Origin of the sequence: Candidatus Frackibacter sp. WG13 (assembly GCF_900114655.1) — a bacterium.
In the GTDB taxonomy this organism is placed as follows: domain Bacteria; phylum Bacillota; class Halanaerobiia; order Halobacteroidales; family Acetohalobiaceae; genus Frackibacter.
The window spans coordinates 58,387-76,150 of the sequence record NZ_FOTT01000011.1 but is presented as its reverse complement, the minus strand read 5'-3'; the positions used below and the strand labels follow the sequence as shown (position 1 = coordinate 76,150).

Here is a 17,764-nt window from a genome sequence, read left to right as displayed (position 1 = left end):
CTCCTTATAAAATCTCGTTATTTTTCATTACTAACTTACCATTAACAATTGTCGCTACTGCTCGTCCTCCCAACACTTCACCGATAAATGGTGAATTCTTACCTTTAGAATAAAACTTATTAGCATCTACTTCATATTCTTGGTCTAAATCTATAACTGTTATATCAGCATCTTCACCAACCGTTAAGCTGCCTTTATTTAAACTTAAGATTTGGGCTGGATTAACTGTTAGCTTCTCAATCGCCTCTTCTAAGCTTAAGACTTCTGGCTTTACTAGCTCAGTAATTACTAGTGGAAGTGCTGTTTCTAAGCCAGCAATTCCGAAAGGAGCATAATCATACTCTACATCCTTCTCTTCCCAAGCATGTGGAGCATGGTCAGTAGCAATTACATCGATAGTTCCATCAGCTAAGCCTTCTTTAATTACAGCTACATCTTCAGAACTTCTTAATGGTGGGTTAACTTTAGTGTTGGTGTCAAAAGTGGTTATCGCTTCATCAGTTAAAGTAAAGTGGTGGGGAGTAACTTCAGCAGTAACTTGTACACCTCTTGCTTTAGCATCCCTAACTAGTTCAACAGCTCTTTTAGTGCTTACATGTGCTATATGAAGCGGTGTTCCTGTCATTTCGGCTAGTCTAATATCTCTAGCTACTATAATATCTTCCGCTGCCGCTGGAATTGCATCTAACCCAGTAACCGTCGAATAATACCCTTCATGAACTACGCCATTTTCAGTCAATGTCTTATCTTCACAATGACTGATTACTGGTAAATCGAAAGCTTTAACATATTCTAATGCAAGCTTCATTAATTCCGAATTCATTACCGTTTCGCCATCATCAGAAATAGCAACAATTCCTGCTTCCTTCATAAATCCAATCTCTGCTAGTTCTTTTCCTTCCAAACCTTTAGTTATACTGCCAATTGGAAAGACATTTACTTTAGCATTAATTTTAGCTTTATCATTGATATAATTGACGACTGTAGCATTATCCACTACTGGTTCAGTATTCGGCATGCAAGCTACAGAAGTAAATCCTCCTGCTGCGGCACTCTCTGTTCCACTTTTAATATCCTCTTTATGTTCAAAGCCTGGCTCTCTAAGATGAACATGCATATCTATTAATCCTGGCGTCACTATCTTATCTGTCGCGTCAATAACTTCTGCTTCTGGAGCATCAATCTCCTCAGCAACCTCTGTAACTTTCCCATCTCCAACTAAAAGATCTAATTCTTCGTTTAAATCATCAGCCGGACTAACTACTTTACCACCTTTAATTAGCAGCTTTTTCAACGCGCTCACCTCCAGTTAATAAGTACAATAATGCCATTCTAACTGCCACACCATTAGGTATCTGGTCAGTTATTACTGAATCTTCACCATAAGCAACCTCCGGCATAATCTCGATTCCGCGATTCATTGGTCCCGGATGCATTACGGTTATATCATCATTGGCTAACTTTAAAACTTCTTCATCTATTCCATAAAACTTAGTATATTCACGTAAGCTTGGTAAAAATCCGCTTTCCTGTCTCTCCAACTGTATTCTTAAAATATTAACTATATCTACACCTGTTAATGCTTCATGAAGATCATAGTAGATTTCTACTCCCATCTTTTCAAGCTGTGGTGGAATTAGAGTTGGCGGCCCAACTACCCTTACTTTAGCTCCTAATTTATTTAGAGCCCAAATATTTGACCTTGCTACTCTACTATGTCTGATATCTCCTACAATCAAGACTGTCTTTCCTTCTATCTCTCCACACTTCTCACGAATAGTATACATATCTAATAATGCTTGTGTTGGATGAGCATGAGCTCCATCTCCGGCATTTAAAACCGAAGCATCTATTGTGTCTGCTAATAGATGGGGAGACCCCGGAATACTATGACGGATAATTACTGCATCAGCCCCCATGGCTTCCAAAGTCTGAGCCGTATCAACTAAACTCTCACCTTTTACTACACTACTTGTCGAAACCGATAAACTCATCATGTCAGCACTTAACCGCTTTCCAGCTAAATCAAAAGAAGACTTAGTTCTTGTGCTCGGTTCGTAAAAAAGGTTAATAATTGTTTTACCCCTTAAAGTCGGCACCTTCTTAATCTTTCTAGTAAATATCTCTTTCATTGATTCTGCAGTGTCTAAAATCAGCTTTATCTCTTCTTTAGTCAAATTCTTCAAACTCAAGAGGTCCTTATGCTTAAAACTCACTTGTGTATCACTCATTTTATTACCCCTCCTTATACTTATCATAAATTTTTATTATAAAAAAGCTCCTTACTGGGAACCCAATAAGGAGCTTTAACTCTAGCAAGAATAACCTTATCAGCCTCACAGGACTAATTTAAAGGAATCATATTAGATTTTATATTTTGAGACTGATTAAAAATTTTTTAATGCTCTAAATTAAGTGCACTCTCAACATTTTCATTTTTAATCGAATCTGCTTCTATCGTTTCAGATTCTGGCAGAACAATATTGAGTAAGATTCCAACGATAGCCGCTAATCCCATACCTGCTAATTCAACACCCAATCCTGGAATATTGAAAGCTAAACCGCTAATTCCAATTACTAAGATAGTAGAAACGATGACTAGATTTCGATTATCACTTAAATCTACTTTATTTTCAATTAAAGTTCTTAATCCAATCGCAGCGATCATACCAAAGAGTAAGATTACAATTCCACCCATTACTGCTGCTGGAATAGTTCTAATTAATGCTCCTACCTTCTGAATAAAACTCATTCCGAAGACGAAAGCTGCTGCTAATTCTATTACAATCGGGTTATGAACCTTAGTAAGCGCTAAAACCCCGATATTTTCACCATAAGTCGTATTTGGAGGTCCACCTAATAAAGCTGCAAATGCTGTTGCAACTCCATCACCTAATAATGTGCGGTGTAAACCTGGTTCTTCAATGAACTCTCTATCTACTGTCTTACTTAGTGCTAATACATCACCTAAGTGTTCTACCATAGTTACGATAGCAATCGGTGCTACAATTAAGATTGCTGGTGCACTAGCTGAAAATTCACTAATGCTTGGTAGTGAGAAGTTTGGAAGTGCAAACCAAGCTGCATTCTGTACTGCTGTCAAATCTACAATTCCAACAAAATAAGCAAATATATATCCAGATATAATTCCGATTAAGATTGGAATTACTTTTAATAATCCTCTAGCAAAAATACTAATTACAATTGTAACTGCTAAAGTGAAGATAGCCGTTGGTAAATGAACCGAAGCCATATCTTTAGCTGTTGGTGCTAAACCTAAACCGATAGTCATAATTACTGGACCAACTACCACCGGTGGCAAAAACCTTTCGATGAAATCTGTACCGATTGTTCTAATTACAGCTGACATTATTACATAAACTAGACCTGCTGTTAAACAGCCAAGCATTGCTCCCGCAATACCAAAAGATTCTTTCGCGGCAATGATCGGGGCAATAAAAGCGAATGAAGAACCTAAATAAGCCGGAACACGTCCTTTAGTAATTACATGAAAGATTAGTGTACCTACTGCCGAAGTAAATAATGCTACCGAAGGATTCAAGCCTGTCAAATTTGGAACCAAAACTGTCGCTCCAAACATAGCAAACATATGCTGGACAGCTAAAATCATTTTTCTTGACGTTGATAATGTTTCATTTCTTAGACTCTCTTTTTTCATCTTAATCAGCCTCCTAAATTCAAAGTTGAAATATATAAAAAACCTCCTCATAGCCACTATGCAGCCATAAGGAGGTTTAATTACTCACTAACATATCCTACCTAAATAAGATAAGTAAGATTCCTCACTCCTTACTAGCCTCACAGGACTAATTTAAAAGAGTTCTTTATCAAATTTTATTCTTCTTCATCTATATATTCATTTAGTACAACCATGTCTTCCCCATCTATTTCTTCAAGCTTAACTTCTATAACTTCTTGTTTAGAAGTCGGCAAGTTTTTACCGATATAATCAGCTCTAATCGGCAACTCTCGATGCCCGCGATCAACCAAAATCGCTAACTGAATAACTTCTGGTCTTCCTAAATCAACTAAAGCATCTAAAGCAGCTCTAACTGTTCTTCCTGTATATAAAACATCGTCTACTAAAACAATCTTCTTATCAGTAATATCAAAGGATATTTCCGTTTGATGTACTATTGGTTGTTGAGCCACAGTAGTTAAATCATCACGATAAAGAGTAATATCTAAAATCCCTACTGGTACTTCCTCTCCCTCAATCTCTGCTATCTTATCAGCAATTCTTTGAGCTAGAGGAACTCCTCTTGTTCTAATTCCAATAATCGCCAAATCTTCTAAACCTTTATTCTTCTCCAAAATTTCATGAGAAATTCTTGTTAAAGCTCGCTGAATTCCCTGTTCATCTAAAATATCCTTTTTGTATTTTAGCAACCTAACTCCTCCTAGTTAAACAAAATTAGACATAAAAAAACTTCTCACCCTGAGCAAGAGTAAGAAGGTAATAGTTCAAATCTATTAATTCCCCTTACCAGCCTCACAGGACTAATTTAAAAGGACTTTATTTACATTTTTTAACTATACTTTTTTTATTCATATAAAGTCTAACACACCTTAACTTGATTGTCAACATCAAATTAAAGATTCAGACTATTCTTGCTTTACTAATTAAAATTTTGCTTATTATTATTTAAATAAGCGAATTTCATAATTTAACTGATTATACTTGAAAATTACTCTTTTAATTAATATTATTCATAATTATCAGTGATAAAATTAGAAAATTTGTCGATACTAATAAATAAGTTGCTACTAAATAATAAAGGGAGTGATTAAAGATGCCAAAAGGAGATTTAGCTTTAAAAGTAGACCCAGAAGCATGTATCAGTTGTGGTCTATGTATCGAAACTTGTCCTTCAGTATTCGAGTGGGATGATAATGAAAAAGCAACAGCAATAGTAGATACTGTCCCAGAGAAAGTCGAAGGTGATGCTATCGAGGCACAAGAAGGCTGCCCTACTGACGCAATTGTTGATGCTTAGGTTTTAACTAGACTAGAACTCTGTATTTGCAGGGTTCTAGTCTTTATTATTTTGTATAGTGAATTTTACAATTACGATATAAAGAGAACTTTATTTGACCACTCATAATAACAAAATCACAATTTCCTATTGACATACTCGGATATAACATATATAATTAATGCAACAATAACATTAATTCCTATCAGAATACCCGACATTAAGCCTAATACTAAAATCTAACAAATAGTTTTGACGAAATGGAGGTTCTATATATGCTAAAAATTGAGCAAATTCATAAAAGTTTTGAACAGAAAGATGGTTCAAAACTGAAAGTACTCGAAGATATAAATCTTGAAATTAAAGAAGGAGAATTTGTCTCCCTCTTAGGTCCATCTGGTTGTGGTAAATCAACTATGCTTAATATAATTGCTGGTTTAGAAGACTCTACTTCTGGTCAAGTATTAGTTGAAGATGAACCAGTAACAGAACCAGATTCTCAGCGAGGAGTAGTCTTCCAAGACTCCGCCCTCTTCCCTTGGTTAACAATCTTAGATAACGTTAAATTTGGACTTAAAGATAAAGAGCTCACTTCAAAAGAAGCCGAAGAAAGGACTTTAAAGTACATAAAGAAAGTTCATCTTACTAAATTTATTGACTCCTATCCTCATCAATTATCCGGAGGAATGAAACAAAGAGTAGCAATTGCCCGAGCATTAGCCATGAATCCTAAGATTCTTTTAATGGATGAACCTTTCGGTGCTTTAGATGAACAAACAAGAATGATGTTACAGTATGAATTACAAAAGATTTGGTTAGAAACAAAAAAGACCATCATCTTCGTTACACATAACATTCGCGAAGCAGTACATTTATCCGATAGAATAATTGTCTTTGGCACCCAACCATGCAAAGTCAAAGAAATCTTTGAAGTTAAAGCAGCACGACCAAGAAAGACAAATAACAGTTATTTACTACATCTAGAAGATAAAATTTTAGATGTACTTAAAGAAGAAATAGAAAAAGTAATGAAGGAGGAAATCGGCGATGAATACAACTTTGAAGAGAACCCTCTTCCTTGGGATCCTGATCGCGATCTGGGAAGTAATATATAAATTACAAATCTGGCCACCAATCCTTTTCCCTTCTCCAATTGAAGTAGGAACTACCCTTTACAATGGATTTATTGATGGCTCCTTCTTAATATCGTTAGGGTATAGTTTTAAAAGATTATTAATTGGCTATAGCATTGCCGTAATTATCGGTACTATTCTAGGGCTTTTAATTGCTTCTTTTAAAACTATCGATGAAACATTAGGAGCACTTATCTTAGCATTACAAAGTGTACCATCTATAGTATGGCTTCCGTTAGCTATCCTCTGGTTTAATATGGGTGAAGCAGCAATAATCTTTGTGGTAGTCTTAGGAGGTACCTGGAATATGGTTATTAACTCTGCTGCCGGAATTAAGAATGTAGACCCACTATTAATTAAAGCCGCAAAAACTATGGGAGTCAAAGGACATCAATTATTTTTTCGCGTAACTCTTCCTGCTGCTATCCCCCACTTAATTACAGGCATGAGGCTTTCTTGGGCATTCTCCTGGCGAGCATTAATGGCCGGTGAACTCTTAGGTAGCGGTAGAGGCCTTGGACAAATCTTAATGTGGGGTCGAGAGATGGGTAATATGAGTATGGTCATCTCTGTAATGATCATTATTGCTGTACTTGGTACATTAACTGACAACCTATTATTTAAGATTATCGAAAACAAAGTTTTAGAACGCTGGGGGTTGTGATTAGTTGACAATTGATAATTTACAATTGACAATTAAAAAGCTTTAAAAGCTTAAATAATTAGACACAGACTAACACAGACAAGGAAGGCACAGACTAATAGTTAACAGATTACAATTAAGACCTTAAAATACTCTGTTGCTTTTAGTATGATAGTTTTCTACTGAACTATTGCCCAGTCTACAAGACAAGACTGGTCATAAGTTTATGATGATTACTACTTTTAGTATGATAGTTTTCTACTGAACTTTACTGACACTAAGTGTTGATAATAAAAAGTCTTGTGTATAGTCTAGTGTAAGTCTTGTGTCAAATAATTTTTAAGAATATTTATAAATAGGAGTGATATTTATGAAGATTAATAAGAAAATTTTACTTATCTCAATTTTATTAATAGGTACTTTAATTTTAGCTGGCTGTGGGGGAAATGGCAGCAAGCAAACTAGCGGAGAAGTTAAAGAGATTACTATCGGTTATTTTCCTAATTTAACTCATGCTCCAGGTATTATTGGTAAGACTAAAGGTTTCTTTGCTGAAGAATTTGGCAATAATGTTAAAGTTAATGTTAAGACTTTCCCTAAAGGCTCTTTACTTATGGATGCTTTAGCTACAGACCAAATTGATATTGGTTATGCAGGACCTGGTCCGGTTCTAAACCGCTTCTTACAAGGCGCAAAAGTTAAACTTTTAGCTAGTGCTAGTATTGGTGGTAATGTAATTGTTGGAGCTGGAGATAGTAATATTAAAAATCCAAAAGACTTAGCTAATAAACGTATTGCTACCCCTGGGCTAGCATGTAGTCATGACTTAGTTTTAAGGAAATTATTATGGAACAACAACCTCAAAATGGAAAGACGCGGTGGAACTATAGAACAGATCATGCAAAAACCAGCCACAATGATGGGATTATTTAAACAAGATCAAATTGATGCCGCTGCCGTTTCTGAGCCTTGGGCTGCAGTTATGGAAAAGAAGATTGGTGCTAAAGTCTTAGTTGATTGGAATGAAATGCCTTGGGAAGGAAGAATGCCGGCTACCGTTGTTGTTACTACAAGTAATTTTACTAAAAAACATCCAGAATTAGTTAAGCAATTCTTAAAGGCTAATGAAAAGAGTATTGAATTTATTACTAACAATAAGGATAAAAGTCTGAAGTTAATTCAAAAAGAGATTAAAAGAATTACTAGACAAAAGATAGCACTTGATATTTTAGATAGAGCCTTAACTCGTACTAAGTTCACTTCACAAGTTGATCCAAAAATAATTCAAGAATTAGCTGATATTTCTGGTGAGTTAGGTGTGATTCAAGGAGATACAGATTTAACTGGTTTAGTCGATACCACATTTCTAAAACAGATCAAAAATTAAGACTAAAATAGTCACTATATCTAAGCTTTAGGTATAGTGACTTATTCTTTATACGGAGGTTAGCACAATGAAAATTTCTAATAATATTGTAGATCTAATTGGTAATACTCCAATTGTTAAGCTTAATCATATCGTTCCTCCTAATGCAGCAAACGTATATGTTAAATTAGAATCTTTCAATCCCACAAGAAGTGTTAAAGCACGCCCAGCTCTTAATATGATAGAAGTTGCTGAAAAAAATGGTACTCTCAAGTCCAACGGAACCATTATCGAACCTACTAGCGGTAATACCGGTATCGGTCTAGCCATGGTCGCAGCTGTTAAAGGTTATCCTGCTATTTTAGTTATGCCCGAAGATGCTTCCGAAGAACGAATTAAATTAATGAAAGCTTATGGTGCTGATGTAGTCTTAACTTCTGCCGACGAAGGTATGAGCGGTGCAGTTAATAAGGCTGAAGAATTATTAAAAGAAATTGATAATAGCTTCATGCCTAATCAGTTTCAAAATCTAGCTAATCCTGATGCTCACCGCCACACTACTGCAAAAGAAATTTTAGAGATATTTGATGATAATCTAGATATATTTGTCAGCACTGCTGGTACGGGTGGTACTGTCAGCGGTACTGGTGAAGTTCTAAAGCACGAATTGCCTAACCTTAAAATATATATCGTTGAATCAGAAAATTCTCCAGTAATTTCCGGAGGTGAAGCTGGATCTCACCAGATTCCTGGTACTGGTCCCGGTTTTATTCCAGATACTTTAAATACAAATATTTATGATAGAATTTATAGAATTGTTGATGAAAATGCCTTAGAAACTGCTCGCCAGTTAGCCATTCAAGAAGGAATCTTAATCGGTCCTTCTGCTGGCGCTGCTATTCATACTGCCTTACAGGCTGCCAAAGAAGTAGGAGCTGGGAAGAATATTTTAGCTATGGCCCCCGATACAGGAGAACGATATTTAAGTACAGGAGTATTTAAAAATAACTCATAAAATAAAGGAAGTGCATATGCACTTCCTTTATACATTCTACTTCACTTCATAACTATAACTTATCTCAGTATCTGGTCTAATACTCTGCCACATACTTAAGCATAATTATGTATTCCTCAAACTTTCTAATATTCCCTGCATATCTTGCGGTAATTCTGCTTCAAACTCCATCCACTCATTCTTAGTTGGATGCTCAAATCCTAAACGATAAGCATGTAATAATTGCCGTTTAGCACCTAAATTACTATTCCTATAACCATAGGTCTCATCACCAACTATCGGATTCCCTAAATAACTCATATGCACTCTAATTTGATGAGTTCGTCCAGTTTCAAGCTTAACTTCTACCCAGGTATAATCGCCAAAACGCTCTAATATTTCAAATCTTGTCACTGCCTTCTTACTATTACTACTTGTTACCGCCATCTTTTTACGATCCTTTGGATCACGACCAATTGCTGCATCTATCTTACCTTTATTATGCTTAATATTCCCTTCTACCAAAGTAAGGTATCTTTTTTCAGTTTCACGATCTTTAAATTGCTGAGATAAATTCAGATGTGCTTGATTATTCTTAGCTACTACCATCACCCCCGTAGTATCTTTATCTAATCTATGTACGATTCCCGGTCTAACTTCACCACTAATTCCTGAAAGATTATTACAATGATATAACAAAGCATTAACTAAAGTTCCACTTTCATGTCCTGGAGCCGGATGTACTACTAAATCAGCCTGTTTATTAATTACTACTATATCCTCGTCCTCATAAATAATATTTAAAGGAATTTCTTCTGGCTCTAATTCTGTCTTTTCAGGTTCAGGAATATTTAACTCAACTTCATCTCCTAATTGTAGCCGATAACTACTCTTTGTGCCACTTCCATTAACCGTTACCTCTTCTTGATCTATTAATTCTTGCACATAAGTTCGTGATATATCTTCAACTTCTCCAGCTAAAAATTTATCTAATCGCTGCTGCACATCATCATCATTAATTATAAAATTCATTTCCTCTGCCATAATTATTCCTCCATTTCATCTAATCCATCTAAGATAATTGCCCAATAAAAAAAGATTCCAACTCCAACTACTATTGCTGAATCGGCAATATTAAATACCGGCCAAATCCTAAAATCTAAAAAGTCAATTACATAACCTAGTCGCACTCTATCTATTAAGTTACCGATAGCTCCACCTAAGCCTAACCCTAAAGCAATTTTGATTATTAATCCAGCATCCTTGGCTTTATAGTAAAGTGCTAATAAAATAATAATAACCAAACTAGTAGTAATTATAAAGAATAGACGTTGATTATTTAAAATACCGAATGCCGCTCCAAAATTTCTTACATAGGTTAAATGAAAAATATTATCAATAATTGGTAAAGACTCACCTAAATAAAAATGTTTAACCACTGTTAATTTTGTTACTTGATCTAAAACTAAGATTAATAGCGCCGTAATTAAAACAACCATTCTTACTTCCTCCATCCTATTTAGACATCTCTTAAATGCACTTTAATTTTAGCATAACTGGATAAAAAAAACAAGAGAGTTAGCCTCTCTTGTTCAAGCAACTTTCTATTCTTCAAACTTTTCTTCAAAGTCAGCCCCTTGCCTCATCTCTTCTTTAAATTCATCTTCAGTTACCTCAGCCATTTCTTCTTCCAATTTTTCGAATTCTTCCATTGACCTTAAATCCTCTAACTCATCTAATGCTTGTATATCTTCTAGCTCTTCAGCACCAGTAGTGGGCTGCCAATTTAAAATATTTTCATCACCAAACTCTTCATCTCCAGTTGTAAAGCCTTGGTCTGTAATTCTATCCTCCCAACCAACAATACCTATTGGTTCAGCAGCATCTATATAAGCATCAGCCTGTTCAACAGCATCAGCAACATCCGAAGGAGTATTAGATGTTCCATATTGAGCAACAGCCTGCCAACTATCCTCGGCATCAAAGCCAACATTGTCAGTATCATCTTTAAAAGCTCGTCCATAAGGAGCCAATGTATCTTCTTCTATCGGACGATCAGTAGTATTAGCAGTCAAATCATGAGCTTCTCTACAGTCACGACAGTAAGTGGTATAAGGTACTGCCTCTAATCTTTCTGGGTCAATCTTCTTTTGACAATATTCACAAACTCCATAATTCCCTTCTTCTAATTGTTCCAAAGCATCATCTACTTGCTTAAGTAGTTGATACTCATTATCCCGCAATCCTAAATCCTTCTCTCTCTCATACGTATTAAGTGCCTGGTCAGCCGGATGGTTATCATAATTTGAAAGCTCACTAGTCGATTCTCTAAGACTATGATCCAAGCCAGTATAGTTCTTATCTTCTAAATTTTTAATCTGTCCTATAAGTCTCTCTTTTTCTTCTAATAACTTCTGCTTATAGTAATCATCATTATGATAGCTCATCATTTACTCGCCTCCTAATTTCATCTTCTACTACATTGGATTAGTTTTCTTTAATAGTTTTTGCAGTTAATTATGATTTATGCATTACAAGTTACACATTATAAATTCTGCTTAACTATTTTAACTAAACGAGCAATATACTCTCCAATTAACGGAAGATTCAAATCAGCTACCCTAAATAAAATTGATAAAAAGACCGCTCCTAATAAAGTCGCCCCAATAACTGCGCCAAACCCCCGAGCTAAGCCAGCTAAAAAATTAATGTAAATCATTCTCTTTGGTGAGCGAACTATCTCAATATATTCAGCAACACCAAACTTATGGAAATCTTCAACTAACTTCATTAATGTCTTTTTAATAGCAACTAATGTCTCTTGATCTATATCTTCTTCATCCAAATCTTTTAATTTATCTAAATCAATCTCTTCTTTCTCTTCATTATCATCATGCTCTTTATTCAATAAATTCCTCCTCCCTTCAGTAATTTAAAGTTCAATTGACAATTTACAGTTGACAATTATCTTTAAAAAGCCTTTTTGACACGAGACTTACACGAGACTAGCCACCAGACTTTAAAAAAACTAATAAATACTAAATCCACAACATAACAATATCAATCTATATTCTATTATTGCCAAATTTTAATTATTATTTATTTGTCTTTAGTCTGTGATAATCTGTGTCAAACTGTCTTTAACGGTCTTGATTGTAATCTGTTATCTACTCAATCTTAACCTTATATATATATTTTATTAAATTCGTTTCCACTTATTCCTATTTCACGTTCCTACTTCACACCGCGATAAAAGTGTCCCGTAGTATAATCTTTTCTTCTCATCTTAGCCTTTAACTCATTAAAATCAAAATCTTCGTTATTAATTTTAGCTTGGTAAGCACTAATGATTTCAATAACTTCTTCCCTATCCTCAAAAGTAAAATCAAGACGATAGCTTTGACAACCTGCCTCAGTAATCTCTGTTAAATAATCTACTAAGTATAATGTTTGACTATTATAAATAAATGTAGAACAAGTCCTTGGGTCTGTTTCAATAGGAGCAACCATTCCTTTTCGATCTAATAGACCATAATCGTTTTCTAGACACTCGCGGTTACAATCTTTATTAATATCAAAATCTGTTGCTACACTACCAATTGGACAATATTCAGTAACCATCATCGGTAAGTGTCCATAAACGATAAGTTCTTTGTCAATCTCATTATATTGAGTTAAACTTTTGATTTCTTTTAAATTAAGCTCAGGTGATAACACAACTCCTTGATAACCCTCTTGTTGCCAATGTTTAACCATATAACTATTAAAATTATTAACCGAATAGTCAACAATTAACTCCTTACCAGTTCCTTTTAATATCTGAGCAACACCTAATTGTGAAACTAGATAACCATCTACATTACTTGCCTCTAACTTACTAATTTTCTCTTTGACTTCCTTCATTTCATCCTGACGAGCAATCTGTGGTAACTTAATAAATAATTCTGTATCATAATTAATAAATTTTTGAGCTAACCTTTCTATATCATCTATATTATCATCTATATTTAACCCTTTACTATCACAATAAATTCTATCTACTCCTAATCTTAAAAGATCGTTTAAATAATCTAATTCTTTAAGATAGACCGTTAATTTACATTTATCCTCTCTTTTAGCATCTTTTAATTCAAAATATTCTTCTTGCAAGCTATTATTACGAGAATTTACAATGAATTGCTTACTTCTTTTTTGATTCAACTTTTCTATCGCTTTACGACGCAGCTCATTTATTTTAGAGATAGGTACAAATAAATTATAATCAACATCCAACTCTAAATTTCCAAATTGATAAGGAGTATTACCTAATTTATTCAATTGCTCTCTAAAGTCTTCTTCCGTAATTGGTTGCTTTCTAGCCTCTTCTGGAATAAATTCACTAGTTACCGACACATAATGTCCTTCCTGCTCCCAAATATTAAGCTGCATTGGATCGCCTAAATTAGCAATTAACTGCCCATAAATCTCTATCTTTTTCATAGTATCTGGTTGCTCATAACTTTTCTGTAAACCACTTAACAACTCTTTATCCGATGTACGATAAACTAAATCTCCTACTTTAATTCTACCTCTAACATTAATTGTTATTATATCTTCTGATAATAGTTCAAAATTAGATAAGGTAAGCCCAGGATTTCTACCATCTTCAGTCCAAATTTCAATTCCATCACCAGAATTAAGCTCTGTACTTAATTTTATTTTGCATTCTTTACTTCTATGATCATAATTAATTACTTCTCCAACCTTTATCCCCCAATTTTTAGGTCGCTCATAACTAATTAAATCTAAATCTTCTTTCCCAAGATAATATCCAGGAATAAAACCACCGCGATTAAATATCTGTTTAATATCTTCTTTATCTTTCTCACTAACTCCATAGCTTTGCTGTCTATTTTGTAAATAATTATCAATATATTTGCGATAATTCTTTATTACCAATGCAGTATATTCTGGTCGCTTCATCCTTCCTTCAACTTTAAGCGATCGAATTCCGACGTCAATTAAATTCGGTAAAATCTCTAAGGTATTGATATCCTTAGGACTAAGTAAATGACTATTAGTATATTCTTTCCCGACTACCACTTCATCTTCTAGCTCAACCAAAGTATAAGGTAAACGACATGGCTGAGCACAACGACCACGATTCCCACTTCTCCCACCTATTAAACTACTCATAAGACATTGTCCTGAATAACAGACACATAAAGCCCCATGAACAAATGTCTCTACTTCTAATTTAGTCCCTTTTATAATCTTTTTAATTTCATCTAAAGATAACTCACGAGCCAAAATCACTCGTGAAAATCCCAGATCTTCTAAATACTTTGCTCCTTCTAAATTATGTATAGTCATCTGCGTACTCCCGTGTAATTCTAAATCTGGAAATGCTTCATTGATTAAGCGAGCCACTCCTAAATCCTGTACAATTACTGCATCTACCCCATAATTATAGATCTTTTCTATGAACTTAAGTACATCTCTAACTTCATCATCTTTATATAAAGTATTAACCGTAACATAAACCTTAACTCCACGAATATGAGCGTAATTAAAGACTTCTTTCAATTCATCTACAGTAAAATTTTGAGCATTTTCACGGGCATTAAAAGCTTTCCCACCTAAATAAACAGCATCACACCCATTCTGTACTGCTGCATACAAACTTTCACGATTCCCTACTGGTGCTAATAATTCTGGTTTATCCGAATGATAATTATACATTGCTAATCCTTGACTCCCTTCTAGTTTATATCATCACCAAGTACTTTTAAAAATATTTACCAATTATTATTGTATCTTATCGCTATAATGATTGCAATAAAAAAATAATTAACTAATCTCTGCACATTTTAATTAAATATTTCATAAAATATGGTAAATCAAAGAGGAGGTATGGGCAGCTACAACTTTCTTAACTTTTGGCGGTACTTTATTCCCAATTAATGTTGTAGTTCGACCTCAATTAGATAATACACGAGTTGGAGAACCGATTTTAAGAGGTCCTGTCCTTAGTGTAGAGTAGAATAAAAAAGGGCTGACACTTTTACTATTTTTAAGTGTCAACCCTTTACATAAAATAGCTCCTGAAGTAATAAATTCACCTCAGGAGCTATTAATTATCATTCTATTTAATTATAATCATTAACAAATGTCAATCTTAGCTAGCTACTTCTTCAGCCTCTTCAACTAATCGCTTAGTGTCACGAGCAATTACTAGTTCTTCATTAGTAGGCACCACTATAGCAATATTATCAGAATCATCAGTAGTGATTACTTGCTCTTCGCCACGCATATCGTTCTTCTCTTCATCTAAAGTAAGACCTAGATAATCTAATCCGTCTAAAATTTTAGCTCTAATATCGATAGCATTCTCACCAATACCAGCAGTGAAGACTACCACATCTGCTCCACCTAATACCGCAGAGTAAGAACCGATATACTTCTTCACACGCTGAGCAAAGACATCAATAGCTATCTGTGCTTGCTCGTTACCATTCTCTGCCTCTTCTCCAATATCTCTAAAGTCATTACTTACTCCAGATAAACCTGCTACACCACTCTTCTTATTTAATACGTTATCCATTTCTGCAGGCTCATAACCTTCATTTTCCATCATAAATGGTACAATCGCCGGATCAATATCTCCACAACGAGTTCCCATTACTAATCCTTCTAATGGCGTTAACCCCATACTAGTATCCATTACCTTACCACCTTTAACAGCAGCCATACTAGCTCCATTTCCTAAGTGACAAGTAATAATCTTTAAGTCTTCAAATGGCTTATCAAGAATTTCTGCTGCTCGTCTAGCAACATACTTATGAGAAGTACCATGGAAACCATAACGACGCACCCCATAGTCTTCATACCATTCATAAGGTAGTGCATACATATAAGACTTAGCAGGCATTGTCTGATGGAAAGCAGTATCAAATACTGCCACATCAGGAGTTTCAGGCATTAACTCTTGGCTAACCTGAATTCCTAATAAGTTAGGTGGATTGTGTAATGGCGCTAAGTGCTTAACTTCATCAATAGCATTATACACTTCATCGTCGATTAATGCTGAATCAGCAAAATTCTCTCCTCCGTGAACAACACGGTGACCAACAGCACTAATCTCATCCATACTATCAATTACTCCATAATCATCATCTAAAAGAGCATCGATAACCATCTTAATCGCTACACTATGGTCTGGAATTTCATTCTCAATCTTGACTTCTTCGCTTCCTACTGGTTCATGTGTCAAGAATGCACCATCAATACCAATTCTCTCTACAACCCCGCTTGCTAATGGCGACTCATCTTCCATATTGATCAACTGATATTTAGCCGAAGAACTACCACAATTCAAAACTAACACTTTCATAAATTTAGCCCCCTTATTAATTTAATATTTATTTAAAGATTCTTCTTCACAATTTAGCCCTCTTGTGACTTTCTAAACTGAGACTGAACTGCCGTAATCGCACTTACAGTAACAATATCTTCTACACTACATCCTCTTGATAAGTCATTAACCGGTAAAGCATTACCCTGAATTAACGGTCCAAAAGCATCAGCCTTAGCTAATCTCTGAACCAACTTATAAGCAATATTACCTGCGTTCAAGTCAGGGAAGATTAAAACGTTAGCCTTACCTGCGACATCACTATCTGGCGCCTTCTTAGCTCCAATTTCAGGTACTAAAGCAGCGTCTCCTTGCATCTCTCCATCAACTTGTAAGTTAGGTGCTTTCTCTTTACAGATTTCAGCTGCTTTTCTCATTCGTTCTACAATTGGGTGCTCTGCACTTCCCTTAGTAGAGAATGATAACATAGCAACAATCGGCTCTTCTCCAGTTAATACTTCAAAAGTATTGGCAGAAGAAATAGCTAATTCAGCTAGCTCCTCTGGAGTACCTTCTGGAAATACTCCACTATCGGCAAATAACATTTTGCCCTCTGCACCATATTCACAGTCTGGCACAATCATTAAGAAAGAACCAGAAACTATAGAGACATCATCTGATGTACCAATAATTCTGATTACTGGACGTAATACATTAGCTGTAGTATTTAAAGCTCCAGCAACCTTACCATCAGCTATCCCTTTCTTAACTAACATAGATCCAAAATAAAGTGGATCCTTCATCTGTTCTATAGCATCCTTTTTAGAAATCCCCTTATGTTTTCTTAACTCATAAAAAGTATCAGCAAAATCATCTAGCTTATCTGACTCTTCTGGATTGATTATCTCAGCTCCAGAAATATCTACTCCTTCATCGTCAGCTATCTGATTTAACTCCACTTCATCACCAACTAAAATAATGTCAGCAATATCTTGTTCTAAAATCTTAGGTGTAGCCTTAATCATTCTTGGTTCTGTACCCTCTGGCAACACTATAGTTTGCTTATCCTCTGCTGCCTTTGTTCTAATTTCTTCAACAAATCCCATCTTTAAATTCCTCCTTTTTCTTAAATGAAAATTAATTATCAAAATGCAATTTATTATATGAATGAATTATTAAATTTAAGGTATGATATCTATCTATGGATTAATATTTTTAAATTTTCTGAAAATTCAGATTAAGAGTAATAAAGACTTCATCCCTCCTTTCTAATCTGGGCCTTGTAATTAAATCATTAA

16 protein-coding genes are annotated in these 17,764 nt (G+C 34.8%); 5 read left to right on the top strand and 11 right to left on the bottom strand.

Translation table 11 applies throughout. The features are described 5' to 3' along the window. Positions 1-4: 4 nt before the first annotated feature. The 4 genes from BM077_RS07365 to pyrR all read right to left on the bottom strand — a co-directional run bounded on the left by BM077_RS07365 (position 5) and on the right by pyrR (position 4,410). Entirely contained in the window at positions 5-1,294 is a 1,290-nt protein-coding gene (locus tag BM077_RS07365) for a dihydroorotase (RefSeq protein ID WP_089749077.1), read from the bottom strand. Then, positions 1,275-2,216: an aspartate carbamoyltransferase catalytic subunit gene (locus BM077_RS07360; protein WP_089749101.1), complete on the bottom strand. Its 942-nt coding sequence runs from the start codon at positions 2,214-2,216 to the stop codon at positions 1,275-1,277. The genes BM077_RS07365 and BM077_RS07360 overlap by 20 nt, the downstream gene beginning before the upstream one ends. Before the next feature lie 182 nt (positions 2,217-2,398). Then, complete coding sequence (locus BM077_RS07355) at positions 2,399-3,679, bottom strand: uracil-xanthine permease family protein (protein WP_089749076.1); 1,281 nt, start codon at positions 3,677-3,679, stop codon at positions 2,399-2,401. 176 nt (positions 3,680-3,855) lie between these two features. Then, the gene (pyrR, locus tag BM077_RS07350) at positions 3,856-4,410 is read right to left on the bottom strand and encodes a bifunctional pyr operon transcriptional regulator/uracil phosphoribosyltransferase PyrR (RefSeq protein ID WP_089749074.1); all 555 of its coding nucleotides are present in this window, start codon (positions 4,408-4,410) and stop codon (positions 3,856-3,858) included. Positions 4,411-4,814: 404 nt separating this feature from the next. On the opposite strand from pyrR, the gene BM077_RS07345 reads away from it, so the two are divergent. The 5 genes from BM077_RS07345 to cysK all read left to right on the top strand — a co-directional run bounded on the left by BM077_RS07345 (position 4,815) and on the right by cysK (position 9,154). Beyond that, the gene (locus BM077_RS07345) at positions 4,815-5,018 is read left to right on the top strand and encodes a ferredoxin (RefSeq protein ID WP_089749072.1); all 204 of its coding nucleotides are present in this window, start codon (positions 4,815-4,817) and stop codon (positions 5,016-5,018) included. Positions 5,019-5,272: 254 nt separating this feature from the next. Next, complete coding sequence (locus tag BM077_RS07340; protein WP_090095200.1) at positions 5,273-6,112, top strand: ABC transporter ATP-binding protein; 840 nt, start codon at positions 5,273-5,275, stop codon at positions 6,110-6,112. Then, a complete protein-coding gene (locus BM077_RS07335) occupies positions 6,045-6,794 on the top strand; it encodes an ABC transporter permease (protein ID WP_089749068.1) in 750 nt (249 codons plus the stop codon). The genes BM077_RS07340 and BM077_RS07335 overlap by 68 nt, the downstream gene beginning before the upstream one ends. A gap of 349 nt (positions 6,795-7,143) precedes the next feature. Beyond that, positions 7,144-8,160 (top strand): aliphatic sulfonate ABC transporter substrate-binding protein, encoded by a 1,017-nt coding sequence (locus BM077_RS07330; RefSeq protein WP_089749065.1) that lies wholly within the window; start codon positions 7,144-7,146, stop codon positions 8,158-8,160. Positions 8,161-8,227: 67 nt separating this feature from the next. Continuing rightward, positions 8,228-9,154, top strand: a complete 927-nt coding sequence (gene cysK / locus BM077_RS07325; RefSeq protein WP_089749063.1) for a cysteine synthase A — start codon at positions 8,228-8,230, stop codon at positions 9,152-9,154. 105 nt (positions 9,155-9,259) lie between these two features. On the opposite strand, the gene BM077_RS07320 is transcribed toward cysK, so the two are convergent. From BM077_RS07320 to pta, 7 genes are all read right to left on the bottom strand, one after another. Further along, complete coding sequence (locus BM077_RS07320; RefSeq protein ID WP_089749061.1) at positions 9,260-10,177, bottom strand: RluA family pseudouridine synthase; 918 nt, start codon at positions 10,175-10,177, stop codon at positions 9,260-9,262. Between the two features lie 2 nt (positions 10,178-10,179). Then, positions 10,180-10,632, bottom strand: a complete 453-nt coding sequence (lspA, locus tag BM077_RS07315; RefSeq protein ID WP_089749059.1) for a signal peptidase II — start codon at positions 10,630-10,632, stop codon at positions 10,180-10,182. A 105-nt stretch (positions 10,633-10,737) separates the two neighbouring features. Next, a complete protein-coding gene (locus BM077_RS07310; RefSeq protein ID WP_255361587.1) occupies positions 10,738-11,583 on the bottom strand; it encodes a TraR/DksA C4-type zinc finger protein in 846 nt (281 codons plus the stop codon). 95 nt (positions 11,584-11,678) lie between these two features. Next, complete coding sequence (locus BM077_RS07305; RefSeq protein ID WP_255361586.1) at positions 11,679-12,041, bottom strand: DUF5665 domain-containing protein; 363 nt, start codon at positions 12,039-12,041, stop codon at positions 11,679-11,681. Positions 12,042-12,367: 326 nt separating this feature from the next. Further along, positions 12,368-14,854, bottom strand: a complete 2,487-nt coding sequence (locus BM077_RS07300) for a U32 family peptidase (protein ID WP_090095198.1) — start codon at positions 14,852-14,854, stop codon at positions 12,368-12,370. 436 nt (positions 14,855-15,290) lie between these two features. Then, on the bottom strand, positions 15,291-16,505 hold the full coding sequence (locus BM077_RS07295) for an acetate/propionate family kinase (protein ID WP_089749054.1): 1,215 nt from the start codon (positions 16,503-16,505) through the stop codon (positions 15,291-15,293). 53 nt (positions 16,506-16,558) lie between these two features. Continuing rightward, on the bottom strand, positions 16,559-17,572 hold the full coding sequence (gene pta, locus BM077_RS07290) for a phosphate acetyltransferase (protein ID WP_089749052.1): 1,014 nt from the start codon (positions 17,570-17,572) through the stop codon (positions 16,559-16,561). Positions 17,573-17,764 lie beyond the last annotated feature (192 nt).